Genomic DNA, 25,562 nt, shown 5'->3' with positions numbered 1-25,562 from the left:
ATTTATGTGGTTGGTCGTTGATTGTATTTCTCAACTCCACCTGATTTCTCCAGTCGTTTGGAGAGGAACCCGATGAAGATGGGCAACAGGATGGCTGTTGTTACAACGCTCGCTGCAATTTGCACAGTAGCAATCTCGGCAATCGGGCCAAATGAAGCATTAGCAGCCACGATGGCAGCAGGTGTACCTACGGCATTCCCGGCAGTTGAACCTTCGGAAGCACCAACGATGGGATTCCAGCCGATGGCTTTAAAGAGCAGGAAACCAATTCCGCCCGTTAATAACACGGTTAACACACCCAGTAAAATTCCGCTAAGACCACCTTGAATGATGGAGGAGAAGCTAATGTTCATACCCAGAGCAAATGCAAAGAACGGAACAAGTTTGTCACTGCCTTTATGCAGCCATTCCGCCAGATTGCGGTCCAGATTACCAATAATGACACCAACGATGAGCGGAAGCAATACTGCGACAAAGGCCATAGGGGAAAACATACCGTTCGCAAAACCCATCGCACCAAAGACGGAGAGCGCTACCATGGTCAGGAAAGGACCATCACTGAGTGCCAGGAAAGGGTAGGCTGCTTTGTCATCTTCTTTCCCGTATTGACCGGCGAGAGCAATGTACAAACCGCCGTTGGAGTTAGTCATCGCAGCAATAATGGCAAGCGGGGCAAGGCCGAGAAATAACCCGTTTGAATCCGCGAACAAAATAGCGATAAAACCAAGGGCTGCACCAATCACCCATTTGAACGTAAGCAAGGTCAAACCTTTGCCGACAGAAGAACCTGCTGTTTTAAACGTAATCTGTGTACCCGCAATCAATAGGAACAGCGCGATCAAGGTACTGGAACTGTTAACGAAGAGAGCTTCCGTGAATCCACCAATGCGCAAGGCATTCGGGAAGAATGTATTAATGGTTGCACCGAGTAACAGGGGAACGACCATCATACCGCCAGGGATGCGATCTAAAGTTGCTTTAATGTTCATAGTAGTAGCTCCTTATGAAGTAATCGTTTTTATGAAGCGCTTGCAGGGATTATGTTATCTCATATCGTTTAATATAGCAACAATAATTTATTGTAAATTTTAAATACTCGGTTAACTGTTTAAAAATGCAACACATAAAAGCGATAAAAAAGACGTAAACTTAAAGTTAATCTTTAAGTTTACGCCATAATGTGGCCCGGTTAATCCCAAGGCGCTCTGCGGCCTTCGATTGATTATTATTTTCCTCCTGAAGCACGAACTGAATAACTTCTTTCTCAATCTCCTTCAGCGTACCGTTCAACTTCATTGGGCTTGAAGAAGGTTGCTGATCCAGCAAGCGGGACAAGGTAGCCGTGGTGATGACATAATCCTGTTCATTGAGTGCAGCCTGCTTGATCAGATGCTTCAACTGGTTGACGTTCATATTCGTGATCTGATCCCGGATCAGCTGTAGTGCATCTTCTTTTATCCTCACCGCAGTAGTTCCGTATTTCTGGTAGTAATCCGTAAGGAAATGCTGCATCAGTGGAGCCAGATCCTCCGGTCTATCCGCAAGATTTGGCATCATGATTGTATTAAGCTCCAGATCGAGTGACCACTGCGGGTTCAATATCTGTTCCCCGAGTATAAACACCCCAATCTGGCTTTGAAGGCAGTTTTGGATAAAGGAGAGCAACTCCGAATCTTCCATACGTGCTTCCATATGATTAATCTCTACATTTCGAACCTTGGCGAGTGGTATCTTGTGCAAATGACCAGGCGGAACTTGCGTGAGATCGATCTGTAACAGCAGTCCGCCACTGGAGTACATTTGATGAATGTGTTTGACCAGAAAAGATTTACCGGAATCCGCTTCACCCCGCAGATAGATCGGTTCATGATTCTCGTAGAGTGCCCGAATGTTCTTCAATACCGCCTGCATGGCAGGGGATTCGGCAACAATGGGCTCCATCGATGCATCCGTAAAAGTTGTTATGCCGAATTGTGCAAAGGCATAGGGTTGTCCTTTTTCCAGCATATATACCTTGTAGCTCTTGTTGTTCAGAGTTGTTTCATAGGCGTTGACCGTGAGCTGGTAATCGTCCACCATGAACACATTTTGGATTTGGGATTGATGGAATTCCAGGCTGGTGTTGGTCAGATATATGTGATTATCGGTCAGTGGATTTTTCTCAAAATCGGTCAGGTTCTCGAACACCACTTCATTCCGTTCATTTAAAATAAGCAAATTCGGATGTTCCTGTGTAACCAGGTCATTCAGGATAATCGATATCGCATGATTTTTGCTCAAATAACGGTAGACCAACTGTGCATCCTCCATCGCTCTAAGGATGGATTCCTGGCCGGATTGGATCAACAATCCCTCCAGACCATAGGTCTTCGCGGTATTGACGGTGATTACATCTCCGACAATCTGACGGTACCCGGAAGCTTTCAACTCCAGGAGCAATCGAGCTACATCTTCCGAGCTATGTATGGTATAGACCTTGAGGGGCAGATCCATCAGATCAATAATGGATTGTGCACCAGAGGTGATGTTGGAGAAGCCAACGATGGCTGTCTGGCCGTTAAACTGGCTTGCCAGTGTAAGTGAACGAATCATATCATAGCCCGATAACTGCACATCAATGACGGGAATAGTCACTGCTTTCTTAATCAATTGAGCCGTTCCACCGCGGCTGATGATAATCTCTGCACCGTTTTTCTCAGCTTGAGTTGCTAATTCCACACCGTTTGCCAAATCGCCCACGTCCGTCTGAATGGCTAACTGGGGAAAGCGAGGAATGCACTCTTGTATGATAGGAATCATCGATTCGTAGGGAGCGATAAAGTGAACTCGTGTACGCATAATTTTCCTGCCTTTTATAGAAATCATTGATCCCCTTATTATAGCCAACTTGCGGAGGAATGGCACCTTTGGGGGGGAGCAACACGCTCATGTCTGCAGAATGCCTGCGTGGTATGTCACCATAACTCTTCGAGAAGAATGTGATGAAGTGCACTGAACCGAACCGTCATCTATTTCAAAATTAATGGATAATTGCACATGTTAAGTGCGGAGAAGTGAGGAGATTTCATATGGGAGACATTCATAATGTGGCTGAGCCAGATCACATCATTAAAGATATTGTTGGAAAGTTCCCGTGCAGGGCGCTGTGGAGTGAGGGCCGTCCATGTCTGGAGTATCAGAGGGAAGAGGATGTGGCGTTAATAACCGAGTACGTCCGTACAGTGTACAACGTTGAGCTATTGGATGTGTTTTTCACAGCGGTGGAGAGCCTTCCGGTGGAGCCATAGATTTAGGTAATGATTTAATAGAGCGCGATGAGAAAAGGATTAAATCTCATATAACTTCCAAAGTACGTGGTAAAATAAACAGAAGTGTACATCATGTTGGAGGGGAACCAATGAGAATTCTATTGAAGAGATTGGGGTATGGTGCCTTGGCAATATTGGGTGTCATGCTATTGTTCATTGTAATTAGTTTCACGAATCATACGATTAAACTCAAGAGTGAGTTGACTATTCTGTCGCCGCCAGGTGCAATGGTTAACGTGAATAATCACCAAATGCATGTCTATACAGAAGGTTCTGGGGCACAGACGCTAGTCTTTCTTTCAGGTGGGGGTACATCCGCTCCTGTATTGGATTTCAAGGCACTCTACTCCAGATTATCGGAACAATACAAAATTGCTGTAGTGGAGAAGGCAGGGTACGGCTTCAGTGAAACGGCCAAGGTGTCCCGCGATATCGATACGATATTGGAAGAAACCAGAACAGCACTGACTTTAGCAGGCCAGAGTCCACCGTATGTGTTGTTTCCACATTCCATGTCAGGTGTTGAAGCACTATATTGGGCACAACGGTATCCTAACGAAGTGAAGGCGATCATTGGATTAGACCCTGCCATTCCAGAAATATATGAAGCATACCCTTTGCCTTCGGGAGGCATGATGAGTCTGACAGGTTTGGGAGCCCACATGGGGATTACACGCTTTTTTCCCGGGATTGTAGATTCATCGGCTGCGATTAAGGAGAATCGATTGTCTCCTCATGAAGTGGAACTTTATCGGGCGTTGTTCTATAAGAACACGCAAACATCAAATATGAATGATGAAGTCAAAATGATTAAACAGAATGCAGCAAAAGTTGCCACACAGGGGATTCCGGATGTGCCGATGTATTTTTTCATATCTAATGGTGAAGAGTTACCGATTGAGAATTGGCAAACGTACCTAATACGTTATATCGAGTCTGTGAAGATGGGACAATATCAGATTTTAGATGGCGGTCATTACATACATAATACGGATCCAGATCGGATTGCAGAGGAAAGTGTGCTGTTCATTAAAGGACTGTGAACTAGGAAGAAAGTTACTGAGAATTAGGAGAGGATTTTTCGATTATAAGGCGACACTATAGGTGTTCGTCTTTTCTTTTATTACTCCATAATTAACCGACTTTGGAAAGGAGAGGCTCCACTTGCCATCGTGAAATGTGAAACGTATGTGGGCGTATTCATGTATTATAGTATACATATGAATTTTCGGAGGAGGAACAAGTAATGGGAATCTTATCGAGGTTTAGAGACGTGATGAAGGCGAATATTAACCACATGTTGTCTCGGGCGGAAGACCCGGAGAAGAGCGTGAATGAGTACATGCGCAGCTTGAATAGCGATCTGGGTCAGGTAAAAGCGGAGACGGCAGCGGTGCTGTCAGATGAGAGCCGGGCGAAGCGAGCATTCGATGAGTGCAGCGCCGAGGTCAAGAAATTGCAACGGTATGCGGAGAAATCAGCGGAGTCGGGAGACAAAGACAAGGCCCGTGGTTTTCTGGAGAAGAAAGTGAAGCTGGCTGACAAACTGAACGAATTACAGGCGGCTTATGAACGGGCTTCCGCCAAAGCGAAGATGATGAAGCATATGAATGATAAATTGGTTGCAGATCTGGGGCAACTGGAAGCACGGCATGCAGAACTGAAAGGTCGCATGGCAGATGCGAAGGCACAGCAACAGGCCAATGAACGGAGTGCATCTGCGGGCAGAACTGATGCTGCATTGAAGGCAATGGAAGACAAGACGAATCAGGCGTTGAATGAAGCAGCGGCTTTGGCAGAACTTCGCGCTGGAGCACAGGAAGATGATTTGGACGAATTAATTGCCCAATTGGAGAGGGACATGAACGCGGATGCGGGTAATAATGAAAATGCGTCGCCAAGTGCAGAGGAAGAACTCGCAGCGATTCAGGAGAAGTTGAAGAAGTGAGTTTAACTTGTACACTACAACGTAGAGGGCAGAAATAAGCTGAAGAAGCGGAGCTACAAGCTCTCTGAAAGAAAGCTGCATCGGAAGCAAACACTTTGCCTTTAAGAGCGATCGGAAGGTTGTTCTGCCAGCGACGTTATACAGTGTCAATTAGAATCATATTTCGTTAACATTGAGGTGAGCAGATGCCGGTTATTGAATATAAATGTCCGAACTGTGGCAGTGGCATGATCTTTGACAGTGTGTCAGGTGTATTATCCTGTCCAAGCTGCGGCCGTCAGGACAACATAGAGCAGATCCCAGATCCCTTGAAGAGACAAGTGTTCACGGAGAATGAGGTCAAGGAATACCACTGCAATAGCTGCGGAGCTGACATCGTGACGGAGCCGGAGACCAGTGCGACGACATGCAGTTTCTGCGGTGCAGCAGTTGTGCTGAGTGATCGGTTGACGGGCAATCTGGCCCCCGCAATGGTGATTCCCTTTTCTATTAATAAGGAGCAAGCCAAGCAGGCATTCAAAAAATGGTGCAGAAATGGCCTGTTAACGCCAAGTGGCTTCATGTCCGCCGATCGGATTCAGAGCATTACCGGCCTGTACGTGCCGTTCTGGTTGTACGAGTTACATAACAAAATCGAAGTGCATGGTCGTGGCACCAAGGTCAGATCCTACACCCAGGGCGACTACCATTACACGGAAACACAGCATTTCGATATATACCGCAGAATTCGGCTGAATTACGTGAATCTACCCATTGATGCATCGGAGAAAATGAAGGATGAACTGATGGATAAGCTGGAGCCTTTTCCATATAATCAGCTGAAATTGTTCAAGACCCCGTATCTGGCGGGGTATATTGCGGAAAAATACAGTTATACAGACGAGGAACTTTTCCCACGGGCCAAGGATAAGACAAGATCGTACATCGATTCTTATATCGCTTCAACCGTATCCGGTTATAGCAGTGTGAGCTACACGGACAAACAGATTGATACCACACTCAAAAATGCGGATTATGTGCTGCTCCCGGTATGGATGGTCAACTATGACTATAATCGTGCACAGTACACGTTTGCCATGAATGGTCAGACAGGTAAGGTGGTCGGCAAACCGCCGATCAGCAAAGCCAAAGTGGCTGGATGGTTCGCAGGGGTATCTGCGGTCTCGTTGTTGTCACTGAAGCTGGTTTCCTGGATGATGGGAGGTGGATTCTTATGAGAAAAAGAACCCCTCTAGCCGTGATGGCTACGCTCATTTTACTTATGATCACCCTTGTTGCTCCTTTGATTCCCATGTCATCGGCATCCGCAGCGGAAAGCAAAAATCTCATCTACGATGAGGCCAACCTGCTGAGTGAGCAGGAGAAAAGTGAATTGAATGCACTTGCGAATCAGTATGGTGCCGAACGGCAGACAGACTTTATTATTTTGACAACAAATAATGTTGAGAATCAGGATGTTATACTCTTAACTGAAGATTTTTATGATGAGCAGGGGCTAGGATACGATAAAGAACATGGTAATGCTGTCATATTGACGATGGACATGAATAATCGCGAAGTGTATCTGGCTGGATTTTATAAGGCAAAAGAATATCTGAGCGATCAGCGGCTTGATTCTATCCGTTCCCGAATTACCTCTGAATTGTCCAGTGGGAATTATAAACTCGCATTTGAGAAATATATTGAACTCTCTTACAAATATATGGGGTATGAACCCGGTGTGAATCCAAACAATATTTTGTTCAACGGCTGGTTTCAGTTAGGAGTATCGGTGGTTCTTGGGGGTATTGTTGTTGGTATTATGACCTATCGTTCCGGGGGACGTGTCACGGTCAATCGTGCGACTTATGAGGATTCAAGCAATTCCAGTGTAATTGATCGTCAGGATCGCTACATCCGTACAACTGTAACCAAGCGCAAGATCGAGAAGAACAATAACAATGGTGGCGGAGGAGGAGGCGGCGGTACCTCCCGAGGCGGTCACTCACACAGTGGAAGTAGAGGTTCGTTCTAGTCACTACTGAGTATACGGATTTTCTAATTAGAAGGGATGGGAATTAGTATGGGATTTTTCAGAAATCAGTTTTCGAATGTAGTGGAATGGGAAGAGTTCAGAGATGACATGATATTTTGGAAGTGGAGCAACCGGGAGATCAAGAAGGGGAGTAAACTGATCATCCGTTCGGGTCAAGACGCCATTTTCCTGAATAACGGTAAAGTGGAGGGGATTTTCGAGGACGAAGGATCGTTTAATATCGATTCTGAGATTATTCCATTCCTTTCTACATTAAAAGGATTCAAATTCGGATTCAACAGCGGCATGCGGGTCGAGGTATTGTTTGTAAACACAAAAGAGTTCACCGTGCGCTGGGGCACACAAAGTCCGGTGTTGATTCCAACACCACAGCTCCCGGGAGGAATGCCGATTCGGGCCAACGGCACATTTAATTTTAAAGTAAGTGATTATGTGACCCTGATTGATAAGATTGCAGGCATCAAACAGAGCTATCTGGTGGAGGATGTCAAAATCCGAATTACTTCCGTGCTGGATCAGCTTCTAATGAAGTGGATTAGCCGTGAAGGGAAGGATATGTTCAACCTGCAGGCCAATGCATCGGATATTGCCAAAGGTATTCAGGAAGATCTGGATATGCAGATGATGGACATCGGGATTGGGATTACCGGTTTTCAGGTGATGAGCTTCAATTATCCGAAAGAGATTCAGGATATGATTACGAAGACCGCTTCGCATGAGATGATTGGTAATCTGCAAAAGTATCAGCAGGTCAGCATGACAGACGGCATCGCATCCGGTAAAGTACAAGGCGGCGGCGCAGCTTCGGATATGGCGGGCATGATGATGGGCATGAACATGGCCAATGAAATGATGAAGAACATGAACCAGAACCAAGGCCAGAACCAGAACAATAATTCCAATTCGTCTCAGAATCAGAATGCCGACCAGAAGCCAGTGGGAAATAGCAACAGTGATTCAGGTAACTCTTCATCTACAGAAGGCAATAAGAAGCCAAACTTCTGCCCGAACTGTGGAGCCAAAAATGAAGGTGCCAACTTCTGTCCGAATTGTGGTCAGAAGCTGGGTTAATAAAATAAATACATGAAGGGCTAGTCCAGCAGTAGTTGAGATATTGCGGAGCTGGCCCTCTTTTGTTGTATAGTTAAAGCAACATGGCGTAGAGCAGAGGAGCAGGATCAATTATTTTAGTTTAGATAAAAGAGTTGACAACCGATCACAAATCATTTATCTTTAACTTAAGATATTTAATTTAAATATAAATAACAACCAAAACAAATATCTTTAATCCATTACACGAGGAGAGATCAAGATGATGATCCCAACATTGACCAGAATAAATGAACTTTCAAGAAAAGCCAAAGAGGGCGGATTGACGGAGATGGAGAAAGAGGAACAGGTTCGTCTTCGCCAGGAATATCTGCAAACTTTTCGCGGTTCGGTCAACGACATTCTGCTGAATGCAACCATCTATGATCCGAACGGCGATGACGTTACTCCTGATAAATTGAAACAAAAACAGGCCAATCAAAATAACGACTAGAATACAATTCGCTAGATCATATATCTTAATTTAAAGATAATACAAATTACTATAAATCAATCAACTAACTAAACTATCTCTAACACCTACTCAATTCAAAACATGCTTACCAAACCAAGGAGGAATTAATCATGACTATTCAAACAGCAGGTATTCACCATATTACAGCTTTCGCAGGAGATCCACAGGCCAACGTTGATTTTTATGCCGGAGTTCTGGGACTTCGTCTGGTGAAAAAAACAATCAACTTCGATGCACCTGATGTATATCATCTGTATTTTGGCGATGAACACGGAAGCCCAGGTACCATCATTACCTTCTTCCCATCCGCTGGATCACCACGGGGAAAAATTGGTGGAGGTCAGGTCGGCATCACTTCCTATGTCATTCCTCCTGGGTCGATTGGCTTCTGGCAGAATCGGCTGGAACAGTATAACATTGAGGTAACCAAAACAAGTCGTTTCAATGAAGACCTGCTTCAATTCGAAGATGGCGAAGGCCTGCGGCTTGAGCTTGTTGAACGGGAAGAGGGAGCAGCCAGCACTTGGGCACACGAAGGAATTCCAACAGATAAAGCGATCAAAGGCTTCGGCGGTGCTGTCCTGTTCAGTGTTAACCCGCAAAGAACGATGGATGCTCTTGAGAAAATCATGGGATTCGTTAGAGTGAGTGAAAATGAGGAGTATGCCCGTTTCCGGTCCAGCGGGGATATCGGTAATGTCGTAGATGTTCCGGTGACACGCATGGCTCTGGGTATGGGCGGCGCAGGAACCGTGCACCATATTGCATGGCGTGCCAAAGATGATGAGGAGCATGCACAGTGGAGTGAAGCTGTACGCGAGTATGGGTACCAACCAACTCCAGTTCGGGATCGTCAGTACTTTAACGCAATCTACTTCAGAGAAGCTGGCGGTATTCTGTTCGAAATTGCTACAGATCCTCCGGGCTTTGCCAAAGATGAACCTGCTGATTCGCTTGGACAAAAATTGATGCTGCCTGAGTGGTTCGAGAAATACCGCCCACAAATTGAGGACAATCTGCAACCAATCGTGGTAAGAACACTCGTACCTGCTACAGCTGCGAATTAATAAGAGTTCTATTACTATATAGGTTGAACTATCCATTTACACAATAACGGAGAGGACAGAAAAAAACTGAATTCAACTTATATAGCTGACGTTAGATTATGAGAAAAACCAAAGGAGCATGAAGGATGATGGAGAAAAAGGTTACCTGGCTGGAGCTGTTTTATGATTTGCTCTTCGTAGCAGCGGTCGCCAAAGCGGGTCATGTCCTGTTGCATGCCGAACACGGAGTAATTACGTTTGAATATCTAATGAAGTTTGTGCTTATTTTTATCCCTGTTTGGTGGGCATGGGTCGGTCAGACCTTGTTTATTAACCGCTATGGTCAAGACATCCTGATCCATAGAATATTTCTCATCCTTCAGCTCCTGTCCGTTATGGTTATGACGGCGAGTCTCTCTACCCATTTTGACCAATACTACCTGTCCTTCTTCATAGGATATATCGGTTCACGGGCGTTTACGGCCATTCAGTATCTGACGGCTCACAAGTCGAAAAGCGAGCATCAACAGCAAGCGGCCCGTTACTTGGGTATCTGTTTCCTCATTGGCATATTGATCTCATCAGGTTCGCTGTTTTTCGATTCCTGGCTGCGCTACGTGATTTTGTATGCGGGGATTGCCGTGGACATCGTACTTCCGTTGATCGGACGCAAAAATCTGGTAAAAGTACCGGTTCAGACCCATCACTTGTTGGAACGTTTTGCGCTCTTTACACTCATCCTGCTGGGTGAATCGGTAGTTAGTATTATCGCAGTGCTGCAAGCTGATCATTGGGATATGAAATCCATCTTGTTTGCTGCCTTTACGTCCATATTTGTCATTGCGATATGGTGGCAATACTTCGACAATGTGGAGAAAAAGGTCAGCAAAGAGATTCAGACTGCCGGGCAAGCGATCATATACGGCCATCTGTTCATCTACATCTCCATGAGCATGATCGCCGCGTCTATTCAGCTGTTGTACCAGAATCAGTTAAACTATGTGTTCATGCTGGGGTTTGTGTTTGGATCGGCGCTACTGTATTTCTTGTCGACCTCCCTTGTGTTCCATCGTTACAGACACGCACATCTACGACTCCGGCCACGTCATCTGGCGGTGATGGTAGGGCTGCTGGTGGCATTTGTCCTTGTTGACCTGATCTATCGGGTTCCGGGTTATGTCATCATGGGCGAAGAGATGTTATTCTTCCTGGTATATGCGAAACTTACAACTTGATATAGTGATCTAAAATGAAGAAAAGTCACGGACAACAGGCGTCCGTGGCTTTTTGTTATGCCATTAATCGTGGACAAGTTTTAATAATATAAATAAAGCACAAATCTAATTTAATTTCTTCTATAGAATCTGTTAATATGAGACTATGTACAAGTGAATCTACCAGATCATAGAATATCTTTTTTATAAAATGAGCGTAAGAAACAAACATGAAAACGGAGAGGGCAGAAATAACTTGAAGAAGCATACGCGTTCGCCTTTATCAACGGATTTCTCCCTTAGCAAAAGAGAATCAAGAAATCGGGGGATAAGAGTGATCGAAGGGTTGTTCTGTCATAGTAGTGGCCGAGTGTACGTTTTGTTAGTTCATTTTATATATAGCGATTCGTAGATATGGGGATGACAATCAGGAGGGAAATCATTGAGCACACATCAAATCGGAGTTCCATTGGAAGGGTTTGCAGAATTTAGTCGTACGGTTGCCGCAGAAGGAGCCGTTTTACTCAGAAATGAAGGCCAAGTGCTTCCACTTCGTGAAAACGAAAACGTTTCAGTTTTTGGTCGAATTCAAGTCAATTATTATCGCAGCGGCACGGGTTCAGGCGGTAGTGTTCATGTAGCCTACACAACGAATCTATTGGATGGTCTTCGCAGCAAAAAGAATATAACGGTCAATGAAGAGCTGGCAGCTGTCTATGAGAAGTGGATTGAGGAAAATCCATTCGATGATGGCGGAAAAGTATGGGCAGCCGAGCCATGGAATCAGAAAGAAATGCCTTTGACAGATGAACTGGTTGCACAGGCCAGAAGCAAGTCCAGCAAAGCAATTATCGTGATTGGACGTACAGCGGGAGAAGATCAGGATAATGCGGATGCGCCAGGAAGTTACCAACTAACAGAAGATGAGAAAGCGATGCTGAAACAAGTCACTTCGCAGTTCGAACACACAATTGTCGTGCTGAATGTCTCGAATATCATCGACATGAGCTGGTTAAATGAAACGTATCTACATCCGATCCAAGGCGTAATTTACTCTTGGCATGGTGGTATGGAGGGTGGCAATGCGATTGCTGATGTGCTGGCAGGCGACGTTACACCGAGTGGTAAACTAACAGATACGATTGCATATTCCATCGAAGATTACCCTTCGACCAGCAACTATGGCAATGAGTTCAAGAACCTGTATCAGGAAGATATCTATGTAGGTTATCGTTATTTCGAAACGTTTCGACCTGAGCGAGTACAATATGAATTCGGTTACGGCCTGTCTTATACGACGTTTTTGACCCAGCATGAAGAAGCGAAGTCAGTGTCCAAAGACGGCGAAACCTACATCGAAGTACGTGTGAATGTGACCAACTCAGGTACAACATATGCGGGCAAAGAGGTTGTACAGGTCTATTATGAAGCACCACAAGGCAAACTGGGACAACCGGTGAAGGCTTTGGTGGCTTTCGGCAAAACAGGATTGTTGCAGCCGGGCGAGTCAGAACTTCTGACGATCAGCTTCCCGATTCATGCCATGGCATCGTATGATGATGCGGGTGTTACAGGTCTTGCTTCCGCGTACGTATTGGAAGAAGGCACATACCGACTGCATGTAGGCACCAGCGTGAAACAAGTGCAACATATCAGCATCGATGGTCAGGATGGATATGTTATCGAATCCCTTCAATTGGTGGAGCAACTGCAAGAAGCGATGGCACCTACCGAAGACTTTACACGGATGAAGCCAGGTCTGCGCAAGGAAGATGGATCATATGAACTGACTTATGCTGAAGTGCCGAAGCGTAAAGTTTCCATGGCGAACCGGATTGAGCAGAATCTCCCGCAAACGCTGGAGCAGACGGGTAACCAGGGTTACAAGCTGAGTGACGTTAAGGCTGGCAAAGTGAGTCTGGAAGCCTTCATCGCTCAACTAAGTGATCAGGATCTGGCGGCAATTATCCGGGGCGAAGGCATGAGCAGCCCGCTCGTTACTTCCGGAACGGCATCCGCATTTGGTGGTGTCAGCGACAGCCTGTTTAACTACGGCATTCCGGTAGCATGTACGGCAGATGGTCCATCCGGTATTCGTATGGATAGTGGCGAGAAGGCAACACAGGTATCCATTGGTACGTTGCTTGCTGCGACATGGAACAAAGATCTCGTTGAAGAGTTGTATGTAATGGAAGGACAGGAACTGCTGAGAAATCAGGTGGATACCCTGCTCGGACCTGGACTCAATATCCGCCGGAGCCCGCTCAATGGCCGGAACTTTGAGTATTTCTCCGAAGATCCACTGATCTCGGGTGTATTTGCGGCAGCATGTACAAAAGGTATTATGAAGGGTGGTTCCAATGCCACACTGAAACACTTTGCCTGCAACAACCAGGAGAAACACCGTAGCAAAGTAGATGCCGTTGTCTCTGAGCGTGCACTGCGTGAAATTTACCTGAAAGGGTTCGAAATCGCTGTAAAAGAAGGCGGAGCGAACTCCATCATGACCTCCTACAACCCGGTTAACGGGCACTGGGCGGCATCCAATTACGACCTGAACACCACGATTTTGCGCGGAGAATGGAATTTTGAGGGTATCGTAATGACGGACTGGTGGGCCATTATGAATGATGTGACCGAAGGCGGAGAGGCTGATCGCAAATACACCAACTGGATGATCCGTGCCCAGAATGATCTCTACATGGTTGTACCGAACTACGGCGCAGAGATCAATGGCTGGGACGACAACACGATTGAATCTTTGGAAAATGGAACATTGACTCGTGGAGAGCTGCAACGCTCGGCGATTAATATCTGCAAGTTCATCATGAATGCACCGGTGTCCGGCAGAAAACATGAGATCGTGGAGAACGTCGCTTCGTTCCAAGCGAATGCCTCCCTATCTGCTGCACAAGCTCAGGCGCTGGTTGAGAACGCACAGGTAAAACCTGCGGTAGCTGAACCTGTCTACATGAAAGTGGACGAGGCAGGCCATTACCGGATTATCGTACAGATCATGTCCCCAGAGCCGGAACTCGCTCAAAGTGCATGTAACCTGCTCCTGAATGACCAGTTGGTGACTACCATCCAAACGAATGGTACGGAAGGCAAGTGGATCAGACAGAAACTTGTCAAAGTAGACCTTGAAGCAGGACTGTATGAATTGAAACTGGACTTCACGAAACCAGGCCTCCAGATTGACTGGATTGAATTCAAGCAGGTGTAGAAGATAATCGGAAATATCAGGTGATAACAGCAATCGAAAGGTTGTTCTGTCATCAAAAGTAGAATACGTTGGTATGACAAAGGACACTGTACGCGTGCGCGGGTGTCCTTTGTTGTAACACAGAATAGCTACTGTTATGATAGTGTTATGAGATTCGTAGTTCTGAACAATGGGGTCAGGGGTGTTGCGAAGAATGAGAAATTATAATTTTTTGAGTCCAATCCTGCTGGTTGTGGTGGCGCTGATTGTGAGAAGCCTAGTGACTAACCTGGGAGTTCTGTTCGGCTTATCACAAGAAGCAGCGAGTAATATTGCCATGATTGCCATGTTGATTGCTGCACTGATCATGTTTAATCGAATGACGAAGGCTCGGCGTAAAAAATAGAAAAAGCTCAGATAACCTAGAAGGTTATCTGAGATATGAAGACATCCTCCGGGTGTCTTTTTTTTGTATTGACGTTCTGATCCTAACGTTTTAGACTATTGCTAATAAATAATAACATTATAAATAACAAAACTAACAAAAATCAATCAGACAAGGTACTGATGTCCGTTGCACTCTCTATTTGCCAGCCCCATTCCGGTCACACAAAGGAGAATCCATTCATGAAGATCATTGCGGACAAACCATATATATTTCAGGAAGGTCAGCCTTTGCAGATTGCGATCTGGAAGCTGACCGTCGCCCATAGAGGACCGCAGGAGCACTGATGATGCGCTTTGTCGGTCCTTTATGTCATGGAGCAGTGTAGTGTACCAGTACGATGATGTGATATTCATGAATGCTGGAACGATCGGATGAGAAAGCAGGTTAAGCATTTCTGATGTGAGCACGTCTTATGATTAATATGGATGAAGGGAGCGATCCTTATGAAAAGACAGCCTGTATTGGAAGTCATCGCTGTGGATGCGGCAGATGCCAAGGCAGCTGAGGAGGGAGGAGCAGATCGGATTGAACTGGTGTCTGCGATGTCTGAAGGAGGGCTTACTCCCAGTTATAGCGTTATTGAGCATGTGGTGTCCCAAGTATCCATTCCGGTGTACGTCATGATTCGTCCTCATAGCCGCTCGTTCCGCTATAGCACAGATGACATCCACGTCATGACTCGGGATATACGCGTGGCGAGGGAACTTGGAGCTGCTGGCATCGTGATCGGTGCTCTTACAGAAGATACGGAAGTTGACCTCATAACCTTGCAATTATGTATGGCCGAAGCTCCGGGGTTGGGCGTTACATTTCATCGTGCAATTGATGTGAGCGCAAGCCCGGTAGCGGTGCTCAAGGCCATTAGCACATTGGGCACTGTGGAGCGAGCGCTTACATCGGGAGGGAAACGGACAGCGCCTGAAGCCATACTGGAACTGAAACAGCTTCAGGAACTAGGGCAAGCATTGAATATAACCGTTATGGCGGGGGCCGGGATCACTGTAGACGGGATACCGACTCTTGTAAAACAAACAGGTATCACAGAGATACATATGGGATCGGGCGTGCGGTACGAAGGCAGTTTCGAACAGCCCATTAATCCACAAATGGTCGCAGAAGCGAAGCATCAATTGTTACATGCCATTCAACCCTACGATTTGAAGGAGTGATACGCCATGAATCATGGATTGCAACCAGCCGATTGGATTAAGGCCGCAGCACAGGTCAGCCCATCCGAACGCCAATTGAGGTGGCAGGAGATGGAGTTCTATGCATTTATTCATTTTACGGTAAATACATTCACGGATCGCGAATGGGGAACTGGGGAGGAAGACCCGGCTATCTTCAATCCTTCTGGACTGAGCGCAGTGCAATGGGTGCATGCGTGCAAGGCTGCGGGGATGAATGGGCTGATTTTGACGTGCAAGCATCATGATGGATTTTGTTTGTGGCCAAGTCAGTATACAGAGCACACGGTTGCAGCCAGTCCGTGGAGGAACGGTGCGGGGGATTTGGTTCGGGAAGTCGCTGATGCCTGCCGTGAGGATGGATTGAAGTTTGGCGTGTACCTGTCTCCTTGGGATAGGCATGAAGCCTCCTACGGGGATTCGGAGAGGTATAACGAGTTTTTCCTCCAACAGTTACGCGAGCTGCTTACGAATTATGGCGACATCTTCTGTGTATGGTTCGATGGAGCGTGCGGAGAGGGACCTAATGGCAAAAGGCAGGTCTATGACTGGGATGCATACTACGCGCTTATTCGTGAACTTCAGCCTGAAGCTGTCATCTCGGTATGTGGTCCGGATGTTCGCTGGTGTGGCAATGAGGCGGGACACACACGGGAATCGGAATGGAGCGTTGTGCCAGCGCATATGCAGGATAATGAGAAGATTCAGGAGCAATCGCAGCAGGTGGATGATGGCGAGTTTGCCAGAAGGATAAACACGCAGGACAGTGATTTGGGGAGTCGAGAGATCATTAATTCCCAAGGTGACCCACTGATCTGGTACCCTGCCGAGGTGAATACCTCGATTCGCCCGGGATGGTTCTATCATGCCAGTGAAGATGATCAGGTCAAAACATTGGAAGAATTGCTTGCCGTCTATTACGGCGCAGTAGGGGGCAACGCCACCTTTTTACTCAATCTGCCACCGGATACGCGTGGTCTCATTCACGAACGTGATGTGGAGCGCCTACAGGAATTGGGAGATTCGTTGCGCACCATTTTTCAGGAAAATTTGGCCTTGCAGGCGCTGGTAAAAGCATCGGAGACGATGGATGAACAACATGCCATATCGGAAGTGCTGACGGAACGCCGGGAAACGTATTGGTGTCCTCACGAAGGAACGGAGCAGGCTTGGATCGAGCTGGATTTGCAGGAAGAAAGATCATTTGACCGGGTGGTGCTGATGGAACATATCCAGACAGGCCAACGGATTGAGCGTTTTACACTGGAGTCACTGAGGGCAGATGGTGGTTGGGAAGAGTTCTACAAGGGGACGGTGGTGGGGCATAAGCGAATTTGCTGTTTCCCACAGGTCACAGCGAGAAGGATGCGATTAACCATTCATGAATCCAGATGGTGCCCTACGTTGTCCGGGTTAGGCATATATCTGAGCGAACGGGGAGATGTGTAAAATGGCTCTGCTGACGTATAAAGGGTCTCAATTTATGTATGATGGCAAGCCTATTCGGATTATGTCGGGTGCCATCCATTATTTCAGAGTGGTCCCCGACTATTGGGAGGATCGGCTAATCAAGCTGAAAGCCTGCGGTTTCAATACGCTGGAAACGTATGTGCCATGGAATGTTCATGAGCCGCAGCCGGGCCAGTATTGTTTTGAAGGGATTGCTGATCTGGAGCGTTTTATTCGCATTGCAGGAGATGTGGGTCTGCATGTGATTGTTCGCCCAAGTCCTTATATATGTGCCGAGTGGGAGTTTGGCGGATTGCCCTCCTGGTTGCTCGCGGATGATGACATCCGTCTGCGGTGTAATGATACAAAATTTCTGGAGAATGTGGATCGTTATTATGATGTGCTTTTGCCCAAATTGAAACCCCTTCTTAGCACCAATGGCGGGCCGATCATCGCGATGCAGATTGAAAATGAGTACGGCAGCTTCGGGAATGACGCGAGTTACCTGCGATATTTACGTGATGGCATGGTGGAGCGCGGTATGGATGTGTTGTTATTTACTTCAGATGGACCGACAGACCACATGCTGCAAGCGGGATCAGTGCCAGGGCATCTGGCTACGGCTAATTTTGGATCAGGGACAGAGGGAGCGTTCAACAAGCTACGTGAATATCAGGCGGATGGACCTTTGATGTGCATGGAGTACTGGAACGGCTGGTTCGACCATTGGGGCGAGTCGCATCACACACGAGAAGCCGCAGATGTGGCTGGTGTGTTTGAGGAGATGCTCCGGGCAGGCGCTTCGGTTAACTTTTATATGTTCCACGGCGGAACGAACTTCGGATTTTACAACGGGGCGAACTGTCAGCAGAAGGATCAATACGAACCAACGATTACAAGTTACGACTACGATTCACTGCTTAGTGAATCCGGGGAGCCGACAGCAAAATTCCATGCGGTGCGTGATCTAATTGCTCGGTATAGCAATGAAGATCTGGGTGAGCTTGTGCTGCCAGAACCAAAGGAAACCATCGCCTATGGGCGAGTGGAGATGACTCAGCAGGCATCATTACTGGCGCAGATGGACCAGATATCAGTCCCGGTGCAGCGTACGAATCCGGAACCGATGGAGAAGCTGGGTCAGGCTTATGGCTTTATTGGTTATCAGACCCGGATATCCGGGCCCAGAGAGCGACAGGAACTGGTGGTTCAGGAGGTGCGCGACCGTGCGCTTGTGTTTGTGGATGGGCAATTTCAGGGCGTGCTCGAACGGGGAAATACAACATTATCGGTTTCCTTTGAAGTGCCGCCAGAGGGCGCACAACTATTGATCCTTGTTGAAAATATGGGGCGAATCAACTATGGCCCGTACCTGAGAGATCCGAAGGGGATTACGGAGGGGGTGCGGCATGGCTTTCAATTTTTATATGATTGGACGATTCACTGTCTTCCCTTAACGGATCTGTCGGGCTTGCAATTCAGCGATGTGATTAGCGAAGCAATTAACGAAGCACAGGGACCGACATTTTATCGAGGAGAGTTTGATATCAAGGATGTAAGAGATACTTTTCTTCGACTGGATAGCTGGACCAAAGGGATTGTATTTGTAAACGGATTCAACCTGGGGCGCTACTGGAATAAAGGACCGCAAAAAACGTTGTATGTACCAGCCCCGCTCCTTCATGAAGGTGAGAATGAAATCATGGTATTCGAACTACATCAGACGGATGATCAGGCCGTAACGTTCGTGGATACACCGGATTTGGGCTAGAAAAGGAAAAAAGTAGAGCCAAACGATTATTGGCAATTGTCGTGTCCGCCGGAAAAAGGTATACGTTGGGTATGGACATCGACTACAGGAGAGGATGAGGGGAAATGAAAGTTGGACTCAGCACCTACAGTCTTCAACAAGCACTGGATCGCAAAGAATTAACCGTGCCGGATGCCATTCGTTGGATCGCCGATCAGGGCGGGGAACATGTGGAGATTGTTCCGATGGGATTCAGTCTGATTGATAATCCGGAGTTGATTGATGAGATTAAAGCTGTGGCAAAAGAGGTCGGGATCGACATTTCTAATTATGCCATCGGCGCTAACTTTGCTGTGCAGGAGGACGCTGAAGCGTTGGAGCAAGAGATCCAAAATGTGATGCGACATGTGGATGTGGCTGCTGCGTTGGGAGTAAAGCTGATGCGTCATGACGTGGCTTTCCGCCCTGCACCAGAGGGAACCGTAGCACAGTTCGAGGTTGACCTACCCGTACTGGTGAAGGCCTGTCAGCGGATAGCTGATTATGCAGCGGATTTTGGAATTACAACAAGCGTGGAGAACCATGGGTACTATGTGCAGTCGAGTGAGCGAATTCAGCGTTTGCTACACGAAACAGCGCGGAGCAACTTCAAGACCACACTGGATGTCGGCAATTTCCTCTGTGTGGATGAAGATCCGGTGAGTGCCGTAAAAAATAATATTCCGTACGCGTCGATCGTGCACGCCAAAGACTTCTACTGGAGACCTTCCTACCGGAATCCCGGTGAAGGCTGGTTCCAAACCTCGCATGGCAATTACCTGCGTGGTGCCATTGTGGGCCAAGGCGATATCGACATGCCGGAGGTATTCCGTGTGTTGAAACAATCCGGGTATGACGGATATATCTCGGTTGAATTTGAAGGCATGGAGGATTGCAAAACCGCCTCACGCATTGCCATGGATAACGTCCGCCGCTTATGGGAAGAGGCATAGGGCTGCGTACTTGTTTTAAATGAAATATGACTTGTTACTTATGGCTCAAACAGAAAGTTAGTTCAGTCAGGAAAAGTAGTGGAGGGGGCGAGATCGATTCTGAAGAAACGAAGTTAAAAGCTTTCTGTAAGAAAGCTACTTCGTAAGCATTAACTTGCCTTTATCACCGGATTTCCCCTTTGGAATAAGGGGATTAAAGAAATCTGGGGATAAGAGCGATCGGAAGAACGATTCGCAACCGGAACGTCTACCCGCTGGACGTCAATTATTTTATTTATGGAGGAATCAGCACTATGTCCAAATTGAAAGTCGCCGTCATCGGTGCCGGATCCATATCCGATTGCCATTTGCAAGCCTATGCCAGTAACCCGGACGTTGAAATATACGCTATTTGCGACCTGAATGCAGAACGTGCCGCAGAAGTGGCGAAGCAATATAATGCACCTCATGTGTTTACCGATTACAAGGAATTGCTCGCACTGCCTGAGATTCATTCCGTCAGCATCTGCACATGGAACGACTCGCATGCCGAGATTAGCATTGCTGCTCTCGACGCGGGCAAAAATGTGCTATGTGAGAAACCACTCTGCCAAACGGTGGAGGATGCGCTCGAGGTAGAGAAGGCCGTTCATCGCAGCGGAAAGCTGCTGCAGGTCGGTTTTGTTCGCCGATATAGCGACAATGCACAGATTCTGAAGAAGTTTATCGACGAGGGTGAACTGGGCGAGATCTATTATGCCAAAGCCTCCAGTCTGCGTCGTCTGGGCAATCCAGGTGGCTGGTTCTCGGATATCAACCGCTCCGGCGGCGGCCCGCTGATTGATATCGGGGTGCATGTAATCGATATCTGCTGGTATCTGATGGGCAGACCGAAGGTGAAGTCCGTCTCCGCTAACGTGTCCAACCGGTTGGGGAACCGCTCCAACATTAACAATCTGTCGTTCTACAAAGCAGCGGACTATGATGCGAAGCAGAACACCGTTGAGGACATGGCGAATGCCCTGATTCGTTTCGAGAACGGAGCGAGCCTGCTCGTAGATGTCAGCTTTACACTTCATGCCAAAGCGGATGAGACCTCGGTCAAACTATATGGCGACAAAGGCGGTGCCGAGCTGGAGCCGGAGATTTCGATTATTGGCGAGAAATTCAACACTATCTTGAACATGACGCCACAGGTGGATTTCAAATCATTCGATTTTATGGGCTCATTCCGAAATGAAATCAACCATTTTATCGACAGCACACAAGGCCGCAAAGAAACCCTTAGCCCCGTCGAGGACGGCGTCGAAGTGATGAAAATGCTCTGCGCCATCTACGAATCAGCACGCCAAGGCCGCGAAATCACGCTGTAAAAGGAGCATTGCAATACGGAGATATTGACTACGCCCCCGAATAGTTACACGAACCGTTTACGCCAAAACGGAAGGTACAGAACCTATCCGAAGCAGCAAAGCTAAAAGCTTCGGAAGATCCTACTACATTAAAAGCGACAGGATTTACGATGTCCTTCTTAGTTGAATTGAACATTTACACGATAACGGAGAGGGCAGAAGAAATCTGAAGAAGCGGAGCGCTCGCCTTTATCCCCGGATTTTCCCTCTAGGGAAACAATCATAAAAATCTGGGGATAACAGCGATCGGAAGATTATTCTGACCGCGCAGTGGGCGAGTGTAAAGCTATGTATCCAACGTGAGACATCTAATCCAAAGGAGATGAATCAGATGAGCGAAGCCAAAGAAACCGTACTGGAGCAGGAAGAACAGATCGTGGAAGCTGGCGTGCACAATTTTAGCAAAGAGGAAGAGTGGATCAAACCGGAAGATCCACTGCTGAATGAGCGGCTGGAGTGGTTCAAGGACCAGAAGCTGGGGCTGATGATGCACTGGGGGCCGTATTCCCAGCTTGGTCTCGTGGAGTCCTGGGCACTGAGCGACGAGGATGGCGATTGGTCGCGCGATGACATCGACTGGACGGATGACATGGAAGATTTCAAACGGGAATATTTCGATCTGAACAAAACCTTCAATCCGATTCGCTTCCAGCCCGAGGAATGGGCACAGATGGCGGCAGACAACGGGTTCAAATACTTCCTGTTCACCACCAAACACCATGACGGTTTCTGCATGTGGGATACCAAGACGACGGATTACCGGATTACGGGCAAGGACACGCCTTTTCATACCCATAAGTATGCGGACATCTGTCGAGCGCTATTTGACGCTTTCCGGGCCAAAGGACTCGGCATCTCAGCGTACTTCTCCAAAGCGGACTGGCATACCCCGTATTACTGGGCACCGGGCATGGAACGTGGTCGTCATATGTGGCGCGGGCCCTCGTATGATCCCCATAAGTATCCGTGGCTGTGGGAGAAATTCGTAGAGTTCACACATGAGCAGATCATGGAGCTGCTGACGAATTACGGACGGATCGAATGTCTGTGGCTGGATGCCGGCTGGGTGCGCGAAGGTCGCCACGGTCAGGATATCAGGCTTGGTGAAGTCGTGGAACGGGCGCGTCAGACCACACAGCCGTGGCTTCTGTCCGCAGATCGCACCGTGGGTGGGCCGTATGAGAATATCGTTACCCCCGAGCAGACCATACCGGAACATCCGATGAACATTCCGTGGGAGAGCTGTATTACCGTGGGCAACTCCTTTGCTTTTGGATTCGATGATCAGTATAAAACGGGGAGACAGCTGGCACATATTCTACTCGAAGTCGTGTCCAAGGGGGGTAACCTGGCACTGAATATAGGACCGCAACCAGATGGCCGTCTGCCAAAAGGGGCAATTCGAGGCATCAAGGGCCTCGGTGAATGGCTGAGTACTCACGGAGAAGGTGTTTATGGAACCCGGATATGTGGGCCTTATTTTACGAAAGATTGGGCTTTCACGCAGAAAGAAGAGATCAACACCGTATATGCCTTCCGTATATACCGAAACGAGAATGAGACCGTACAACCACAGCTAATCATTCCTTATCTGGAAAAGGTAGAGCGGATCGAACTCATCGGTAGCGATGACGTACTTTCGTATCAGCAGACAGAAGAAGGACTTCTCGTGGAACTGCCACAATCCGCTACAACCAGTGCAGCACCCATCACACATACGTTCAGGCTGGTCACAAGCGCATAGAATGCCATGTCAATTCCGGGGGAGATATAACCACCTCCGGGATTTTTATATTCATACATAAGGGACACAATTCCCAATAGAAATGGCCTGAAATCCCTTGCCACATAAGGGTTTTTAGAATAAAGAGAAGTCGGAGAAAATTGCAAATTGATAAAAGATTACTGTACGAGGTACTATCAAATCAAGAAAGCGCTACCTGATATGAATGTTTACATCGTATTTGTTAAACAAGGAACTAGGAACAGAAAAAAGGATGTTTAAGGGATGTAAATGTAATGTATTATTACACTTGAGGTGTAGAAGGAGTGACGCAAATGAGTCGAGCTACGGAAAGCATACCCGCCAAGATGGAACTCCAGCAGAGGAAACATGTGGAGCCCAAGCGGCAGCATCCATTCATCAAAAGCCTCAAGAAGCACTGGGAGTTATACCTGCTCGTGCTGCCCCCGGTGTTGTACCTGTTGATCTTCAAGTACATTCCTATGGTGGGTGTCCAGATCGCCTTCAAGGACTTCAGTGTAGTCAAAGGAATCTGGGGAAGCCCGTGGGTCGGATTCAAACACTTTGAAGCCTTCTTCCAATCTCCAAATTTCTGGCTGCTGATCAAGAATACGATAGGTATCAGCTTTTATTCCTTAATTGCGGGTTTCCCCATTCCGATTCTGCTGGCCCTAGCGCTGAATGAGATTCGAACGGGTTACTTTAAGAAGACCGTACAGATGGTTACCTACGCTCCGCATTTTATCTCAACGGTTGTCATGGTATCCATTATCATTCTGATGCTCTCCCCGCATGTGGGCGTGGTAGACAAGCTGTTCACACTGCTCGGCTTCCCGATGACCAACTTCATGGGTATTCCAGAATACTTCAAATCGATATATGTCTGGTCAGGTGTCTGGCAGGGCATGGGATATTCATCAATCATATACATTGCCGCCCTTGCTGGTGTTGATCCATCTCTCTATGAAGCAGCAAAGATGGACGGCGCATCAAGGCTTCGAAAAATCTGGCACATCGACCTTCCAACACTCGTTCCAGTCACCGTCATCATGCTGATTCTAAGTCTGGGAAGCATTATGGGCGTGGGCTTCGAGAAAATATACTTGATGCAGAATCCGCTCAACACAAGCGCTTCGGAGGTCATCTCCACGTATGTGTACAAGGTCGGTCTGATCGGGGCGAATTTCAGCTTCTCCTCGGCAGTAGGGTTCTTCAACTCCATTATCAACCTGATCCTGCTGGTTATCGTCAACGGCATATCCCGCAAAGTATCCCAGAACAGCTTGTGGTAAAGGAGGAGCTTATCCATGTTCAACCTGATTAATCGTAACCGGATCAAGGACCCGCTCGGTGATCGCATTTTCATGACATTCAACTATATCTTTCTGTTCGCCATACTGCTAACGGTGTTTTACCCGCTCTTGTATATCATCAGTTCTTCGTTTAGCTCTTCACGAGCCGTGACCTCCGGTCAGGTGTGGCTGTTCCCGGTCGATTTTAATATCAAGGCGTACATCTCCATTTTCAAAAGCCAACAGCTTATGCTCGGTTTCTATAACACGATCATCTACACCGTAGTAGGTACGTTCATTAACGTGGCACTGACCGTCATGCTGGCGTATCCCCTCTCACGCAAATCGTTCTACGGACGAGGGGTCATCATCGTTTTCATGATGATCACGATGTTCTTTGATGGCGGTCTGATTCCCACCTACCTGTTGATGAAGGACTTGCATCTGCTCGATACACGCTGGGCGATGTGGCTGCCCGGGGCGCTCGCGGTGTTCCAGGTCATCGTGGCGAGAACATTCTTCCAGTCTTCCATCCCGGAAGAGCTTGGAGAGGCCGCGGAAATGGACGGTTGTCGGGATATCCGATATCTGGTCAGTGTGGTTCTTCCCCTATCGAAGCCTATACTGGCAGTCATGACACTCATGTATGCCGTAGGTCACTGGAATGCGTACTTTGATGCACTGATCTACCTGCGTTCCGAGAAGTTGTTCCCTCTGCAATACGTGCTTCGCAATCTGCTTATCCTGAACGCGGCTGATCCGGCGATGCTCGCCAATACCAGCCAGCAGATGCGGGATCAAGGGTTCGAGCAGGTGTTGAAATATGCGCTGATCGTTGTTGCGAGTATCCCAATTCTAATCATGTATCCATTTGTACAGAAGCATTTTGTCAAAGGGGTCATGGTTGGTTCCCTCAAAGGTTAATCCTTGTGAATTAAGCCCGGTTGCCTCTTGAAAGGAGGTGGAGTGAACACGCCGGCTTCCGGGGT

21 protein-coding genes are annotated in these 25,562 nt (G+C 47.4%); 19 read left to right on the top strand and 2 right to left on the bottom strand.

Annotated features, from left to right (window positions below):
• Positions 1-2 precede the first annotated feature (2 nt).
• Positions 3-989, bottom strand: coding sequence for a 2-keto-3-deoxygluconate permease (locus FS628_RS28130; protein WP_145326376.1), 987 nt, complete (start codon positions 987-989; stop codon positions 3-5).
• A 166-nt stretch (positions 990-1,155) separates the two neighbouring features.
• On the bottom strand, positions 1,156-2,838 hold the full coding sequence (locus FS628_RS28125) for a sigma-54-dependent transcriptional regulator (protein WP_145326375.1): 1,683 nt from the start codon (positions 2,836-2,838) through the stop codon (positions 1,156-1,158).
• A 230-nt stretch (positions 2,839-3,068) separates the two neighbouring features.
• On the opposite strand from FS628_RS28125, the gene FS628_RS28120 reads away from it, so the two are divergent.
• From FS628_RS28120 to FS628_RS28030, 19 genes are all read left to right on the top strand, one after another.
• Positions 3,069-3,287, top strand: coding sequence for a hypothetical protein (locus tag FS628_RS28120; RefSeq protein WP_145326374.1), 219 nt, complete (start codon positions 3,069-3,071; stop codon positions 3,285-3,287).
• Positions 3,288-3,397: 110 nt separating this feature from the next.
• Positions 3,398-4,351 (top strand): alpha/beta hydrolase, encoded by a 954-nt coding sequence (locus tag FS628_RS28115; RefSeq protein ID WP_145326373.1) that lies wholly within the window; start codon positions 3,398-3,400, stop codon positions 4,349-4,351.
• Positions 4,352-4,554: 203 nt separating this feature from the next.
• Positions 4,555-5,256: a PspA/IM30 family protein gene (locus FS628_RS28110; RefSeq protein WP_145326372.1), complete on the top strand. Its 702-nt coding sequence runs from the start codon at positions 4,555-4,557 to the stop codon at positions 5,254-5,256.
• A 185-nt stretch (positions 5,257-5,441) separates the two neighbouring features.
• Positions 5,442-6,473, top strand: coding sequence for a TFIIB-type zinc ribbon-containing protein (locus tag FS628_RS28105; protein ID WP_145326371.1), 1,032 nt, complete (start codon positions 5,442-5,444; stop codon positions 6,471-6,473).
• Positions 6,470-7,270, top strand: a complete 801-nt coding sequence (locus tag FS628_RS28100; protein ID WP_145326370.1) for a TPM domain-containing protein — start codon at positions 6,470-6,472, stop codon at positions 7,268-7,270. The genes FS628_RS28105 and FS628_RS28100 overlap by 4 nt, the downstream gene beginning before the upstream one ends.
• A 48-nt stretch (positions 7,271-7,318) precedes the next feature.
• Complete coding sequence (locus FS628_RS28095; protein ID WP_145326369.1) at positions 7,319-8,362, top strand: SPFH domain-containing protein; 1,044 nt, start codon at positions 7,319-7,321, stop codon at positions 8,360-8,362.
• A gap of 244 nt (positions 8,363-8,606) precedes the next feature.
• Entirely contained in the window at positions 8,607-8,834 is a 228-nt protein-coding gene (locus FS628_RS28090) for a DUF896 domain-containing protein (protein WP_145326414.1), read from the top strand.
• A 131-nt stretch (positions 8,835-8,965) separates the two neighbouring features.
• Positions 8,966-9,922, top strand: coding sequence for a ring-cleaving dioxygenase (locus tag FS628_RS28085; RefSeq protein ID WP_145326368.1), 957 nt, complete (start codon positions 8,966-8,968; stop codon positions 9,920-9,922).
• 125 nt (positions 9,923-10,047) lie between these two features.
• A complete protein-coding gene (locus tag FS628_RS28080; protein WP_145326367.1) occupies positions 10,048-11,136 on the top strand; it encodes a low temperature requirement protein A in 1,089 nt (362 codons plus the stop codon).
• Between the two features lie 421 nt (positions 11,137-11,557).
• Complete coding sequence (locus FS628_RS28075) at positions 11,558-14,341, top strand: glycoside hydrolase family 3 C-terminal domain-containing protein (RefSeq protein ID WP_145326366.1); 2,784 nt, start codon at positions 11,558-11,560, stop codon at positions 14,339-14,341.
• A 193-nt stretch (positions 14,342-14,534) separates the two neighbouring features.
• Positions 14,535-14,726, top strand: coding sequence for a hypothetical protein (locus FS628_RS28070; RefSeq protein WP_145326365.1), 192 nt, complete (start codon positions 14,535-14,537; stop codon positions 14,724-14,726).
• A 485-nt stretch (positions 14,727-15,211) separates the two neighbouring features.
• A complete protein-coding gene (locus FS628_RS28065) occupies positions 15,212-15,937 on the top strand; it encodes a copper homeostasis protein CutC (protein WP_186328002.1) in 726 nt (241 codons plus the stop codon).
• 6 nt (positions 15,938-15,943) lie between these two features.
• The gene (locus FS628_RS28060; protein WP_145326363.1) at positions 15,944-17,404 is read left to right on the top strand and encodes an alpha-L-fucosidase; all 1,461 of its coding nucleotides are present in this window, start codon (positions 15,944-15,946) and stop codon (positions 17,402-17,404) included.
• A 1-nt stretch (position 17,405) separates the two neighbouring features.
• Positions 17,406-19,175 (top strand): glycoside hydrolase family 35 protein, encoded by a 1,770-nt coding sequence (locus tag FS628_RS28055; protein WP_145326362.1) that lies wholly within the window; start codon positions 17,406-17,408, stop codon positions 19,173-19,175.
• Positions 19,176-19,279: 104 nt separating this feature from the next.
• Positions 19,280-20,146, top strand: coding sequence for a sugar phosphate isomerase/epimerase family protein (locus FS628_RS28050; protein ID WP_145326361.1), 867 nt, complete (start codon positions 19,280-19,282; stop codon positions 20,144-20,146).
• A gap of 293 nt (positions 20,147-20,439) precedes the next feature.
• Positions 20,440-21,498 carry a Gfo/Idh/MocA family protein gene (locus tag FS628_RS28045; protein WP_145326360.1) on the top strand — a complete coding sequence of 353 codons (1,059 nt, stop codon included), beginning with the start codon at positions 20,440-20,442 and terminating at the stop codon, positions 21,496-21,498.
• Positions 21,499-21,868: 370 nt separating this feature from the next.
• Positions 21,869-23,281: an alpha-L-fucosidase gene (locus FS628_RS28040; RefSeq protein WP_145326359.1), complete on the top strand. Its 1,413-nt coding sequence runs from the start codon at positions 21,869-21,871 to the stop codon at positions 23,279-23,281.
• Between the two features lie 314 nt (positions 23,282-23,595).
• The gene (locus tag FS628_RS28035; protein ID WP_105602244.1) at positions 23,596-24,573 is read left to right on the top strand and encodes an ABC transporter permease; all 978 of its coding nucleotides are present in this window, start codon (positions 23,596-23,598) and stop codon (positions 24,571-24,573) included.
• Between the two features lie 15 nt (positions 24,574-24,588).
• Positions 24,589-25,497, top strand: a complete 909-nt coding sequence (locus FS628_RS28030; protein WP_145326358.1) for a carbohydrate ABC transporter permease — start codon at positions 24,589-24,591, stop codon at positions 25,495-25,497.
• Positions 25,498-25,562: the final 65 nt, after the last annotated feature.

The organism is Paenibacillus xylanexedens, from assembly GCF_007676705.1.
Lineage (GTDB): Bacteria > Bacillota > Bacilli > Paenibacillales > Paenibacillaceae > Paenibacillus > Paenibacillus xylanexedens_C.
Note: the sequence above shows the minus strand (reverse complement) of the source record. Positions and strands in the feature narration are given on the sequence as shown.

Bases quoted from the DNA above. Each gene is read 5' to 3' on its own strand.
- FS628_RS28130 (WP_145326376.1), bottom strand. From the start codon at position 989: ATGAACATTAAAGCAACTTTAGATCGCATCCCTGGCGGTATGATGGTC.
- FS628_RS28125 (WP_145326375.1), bottom strand. From the start codon at position 2,838: ATGCGTACACGAGTTCACTTTATCGCTCCCTACGAATCGATGATTCCT.
- FS628_RS28120 (WP_145326374.1), top strand. From the start codon at position 3,069: ATGGGAGACATTCATAATGTGGCTGAGCCAGATCACATCATTAAAGAT.
- FS628_RS28115 (WP_145326373.1), top strand. From the start codon at position 3,398: ATGAGAATTCTATTGAAGAGATTGGGGTATGGTGCCTTGGCAATATTG.
- FS628_RS28110 (WP_145326372.1), top strand. From the start codon at position 4,555: ATGGGAATCTTATCGAGGTTTAGAGACGTGATGAAGGCGAATATTAAC.
- FS628_RS28105 (WP_145326371.1), top strand. From the start codon at position 5,442: ATGCCGGTTATTGAATATAAATGTCCGAACTGTGGCAGTGGCATGATC.
- FS628_RS28100 (WP_145326370.1), top strand. From the start codon at position 6,470: ATGAGAAAAAGAACCCCTCTAGCCGTGATGGCTACGCTCATTTTACTT.
- FS628_RS28095 (WP_145326369.1), top strand. From the start codon at position 7,319: ATGGGATTTTTCAGAAATCAGTTTTCGAATGTAGTGGAATGGGAAGAG.
- FS628_RS28090 (WP_145326414.1), top strand. From the start codon at position 8,607: ATGATCCCAACATTGACCAGAATAAATGAACTTTCAAGAAAAGCCAAA.
- FS628_RS28085 (WP_145326368.1), top strand. From the start codon at position 8,966: ATGACTATTCAAACAGCAGGTATTCACCATATTACAGCTTTCGCAGGA.
- FS628_RS28080 (WP_145326367.1), top strand. From the start codon at position 10,048: ATGATGGAGAAAAAGGTTACCTGGCTGGAGCTGTTTTATGATTTGCTC.
- FS628_RS28070 (WP_145326365.1), top strand. From the start codon at position 14,535: ATGAGAAATTATAATTTTTTGAGTCCAATCCTGCTGGTTGTGGTGGCG.
- FS628_RS28065 (WP_186328002.1), top strand. From the start codon at position 15,212: ATGAAAAGACAGCCTGTATTGGAAGTCATCGCTGTGGATGCGGCAGAT.
- FS628_RS28060 (WP_145326363.1), top strand. From the start codon at position 15,944: ATGAATCATGGATTGCAACCAGCCGATTGGATTAAGGCCGCAGCACAG.
- FS628_RS28055 (WP_145326362.1), top strand. From the start codon at position 17,406: ATGGCTCTGCTGACGTATAAAGGGTCTCAATTTATGTATGATGGCAAG.
- FS628_RS28050 (WP_145326361.1), top strand. From the start codon at position 19,280: ATGAAAGTTGGACTCAGCACCTACAGTCTTCAACAAGCACTGGATCGC.
- FS628_RS28045 (WP_145326360.1), top strand. From the start codon at position 20,440: ATGTCCAAATTGAAAGTCGCCGTCATCGGTGCCGGATCCATATCCGAT.
- FS628_RS28040 (WP_145326359.1), top strand. From the start codon at position 21,869: ATGAGCGAAGCCAAAGAAACCGTACTGGAGCAGGAAGAACAGATCGTG.
- FS628_RS28035 (WP_105602244.1), top strand. From the start codon at position 23,596: ATGAGTCGAGCTACGGAAAGCATACCCGCCAAGATGGAACTCCAGCAG.
- FS628_RS28030 (WP_145326358.1), top strand. From the start codon at position 24,589: ATGTTCAACCTGATTAATCGTAACCGGATCAAGGACCCGCTCGGTGAT.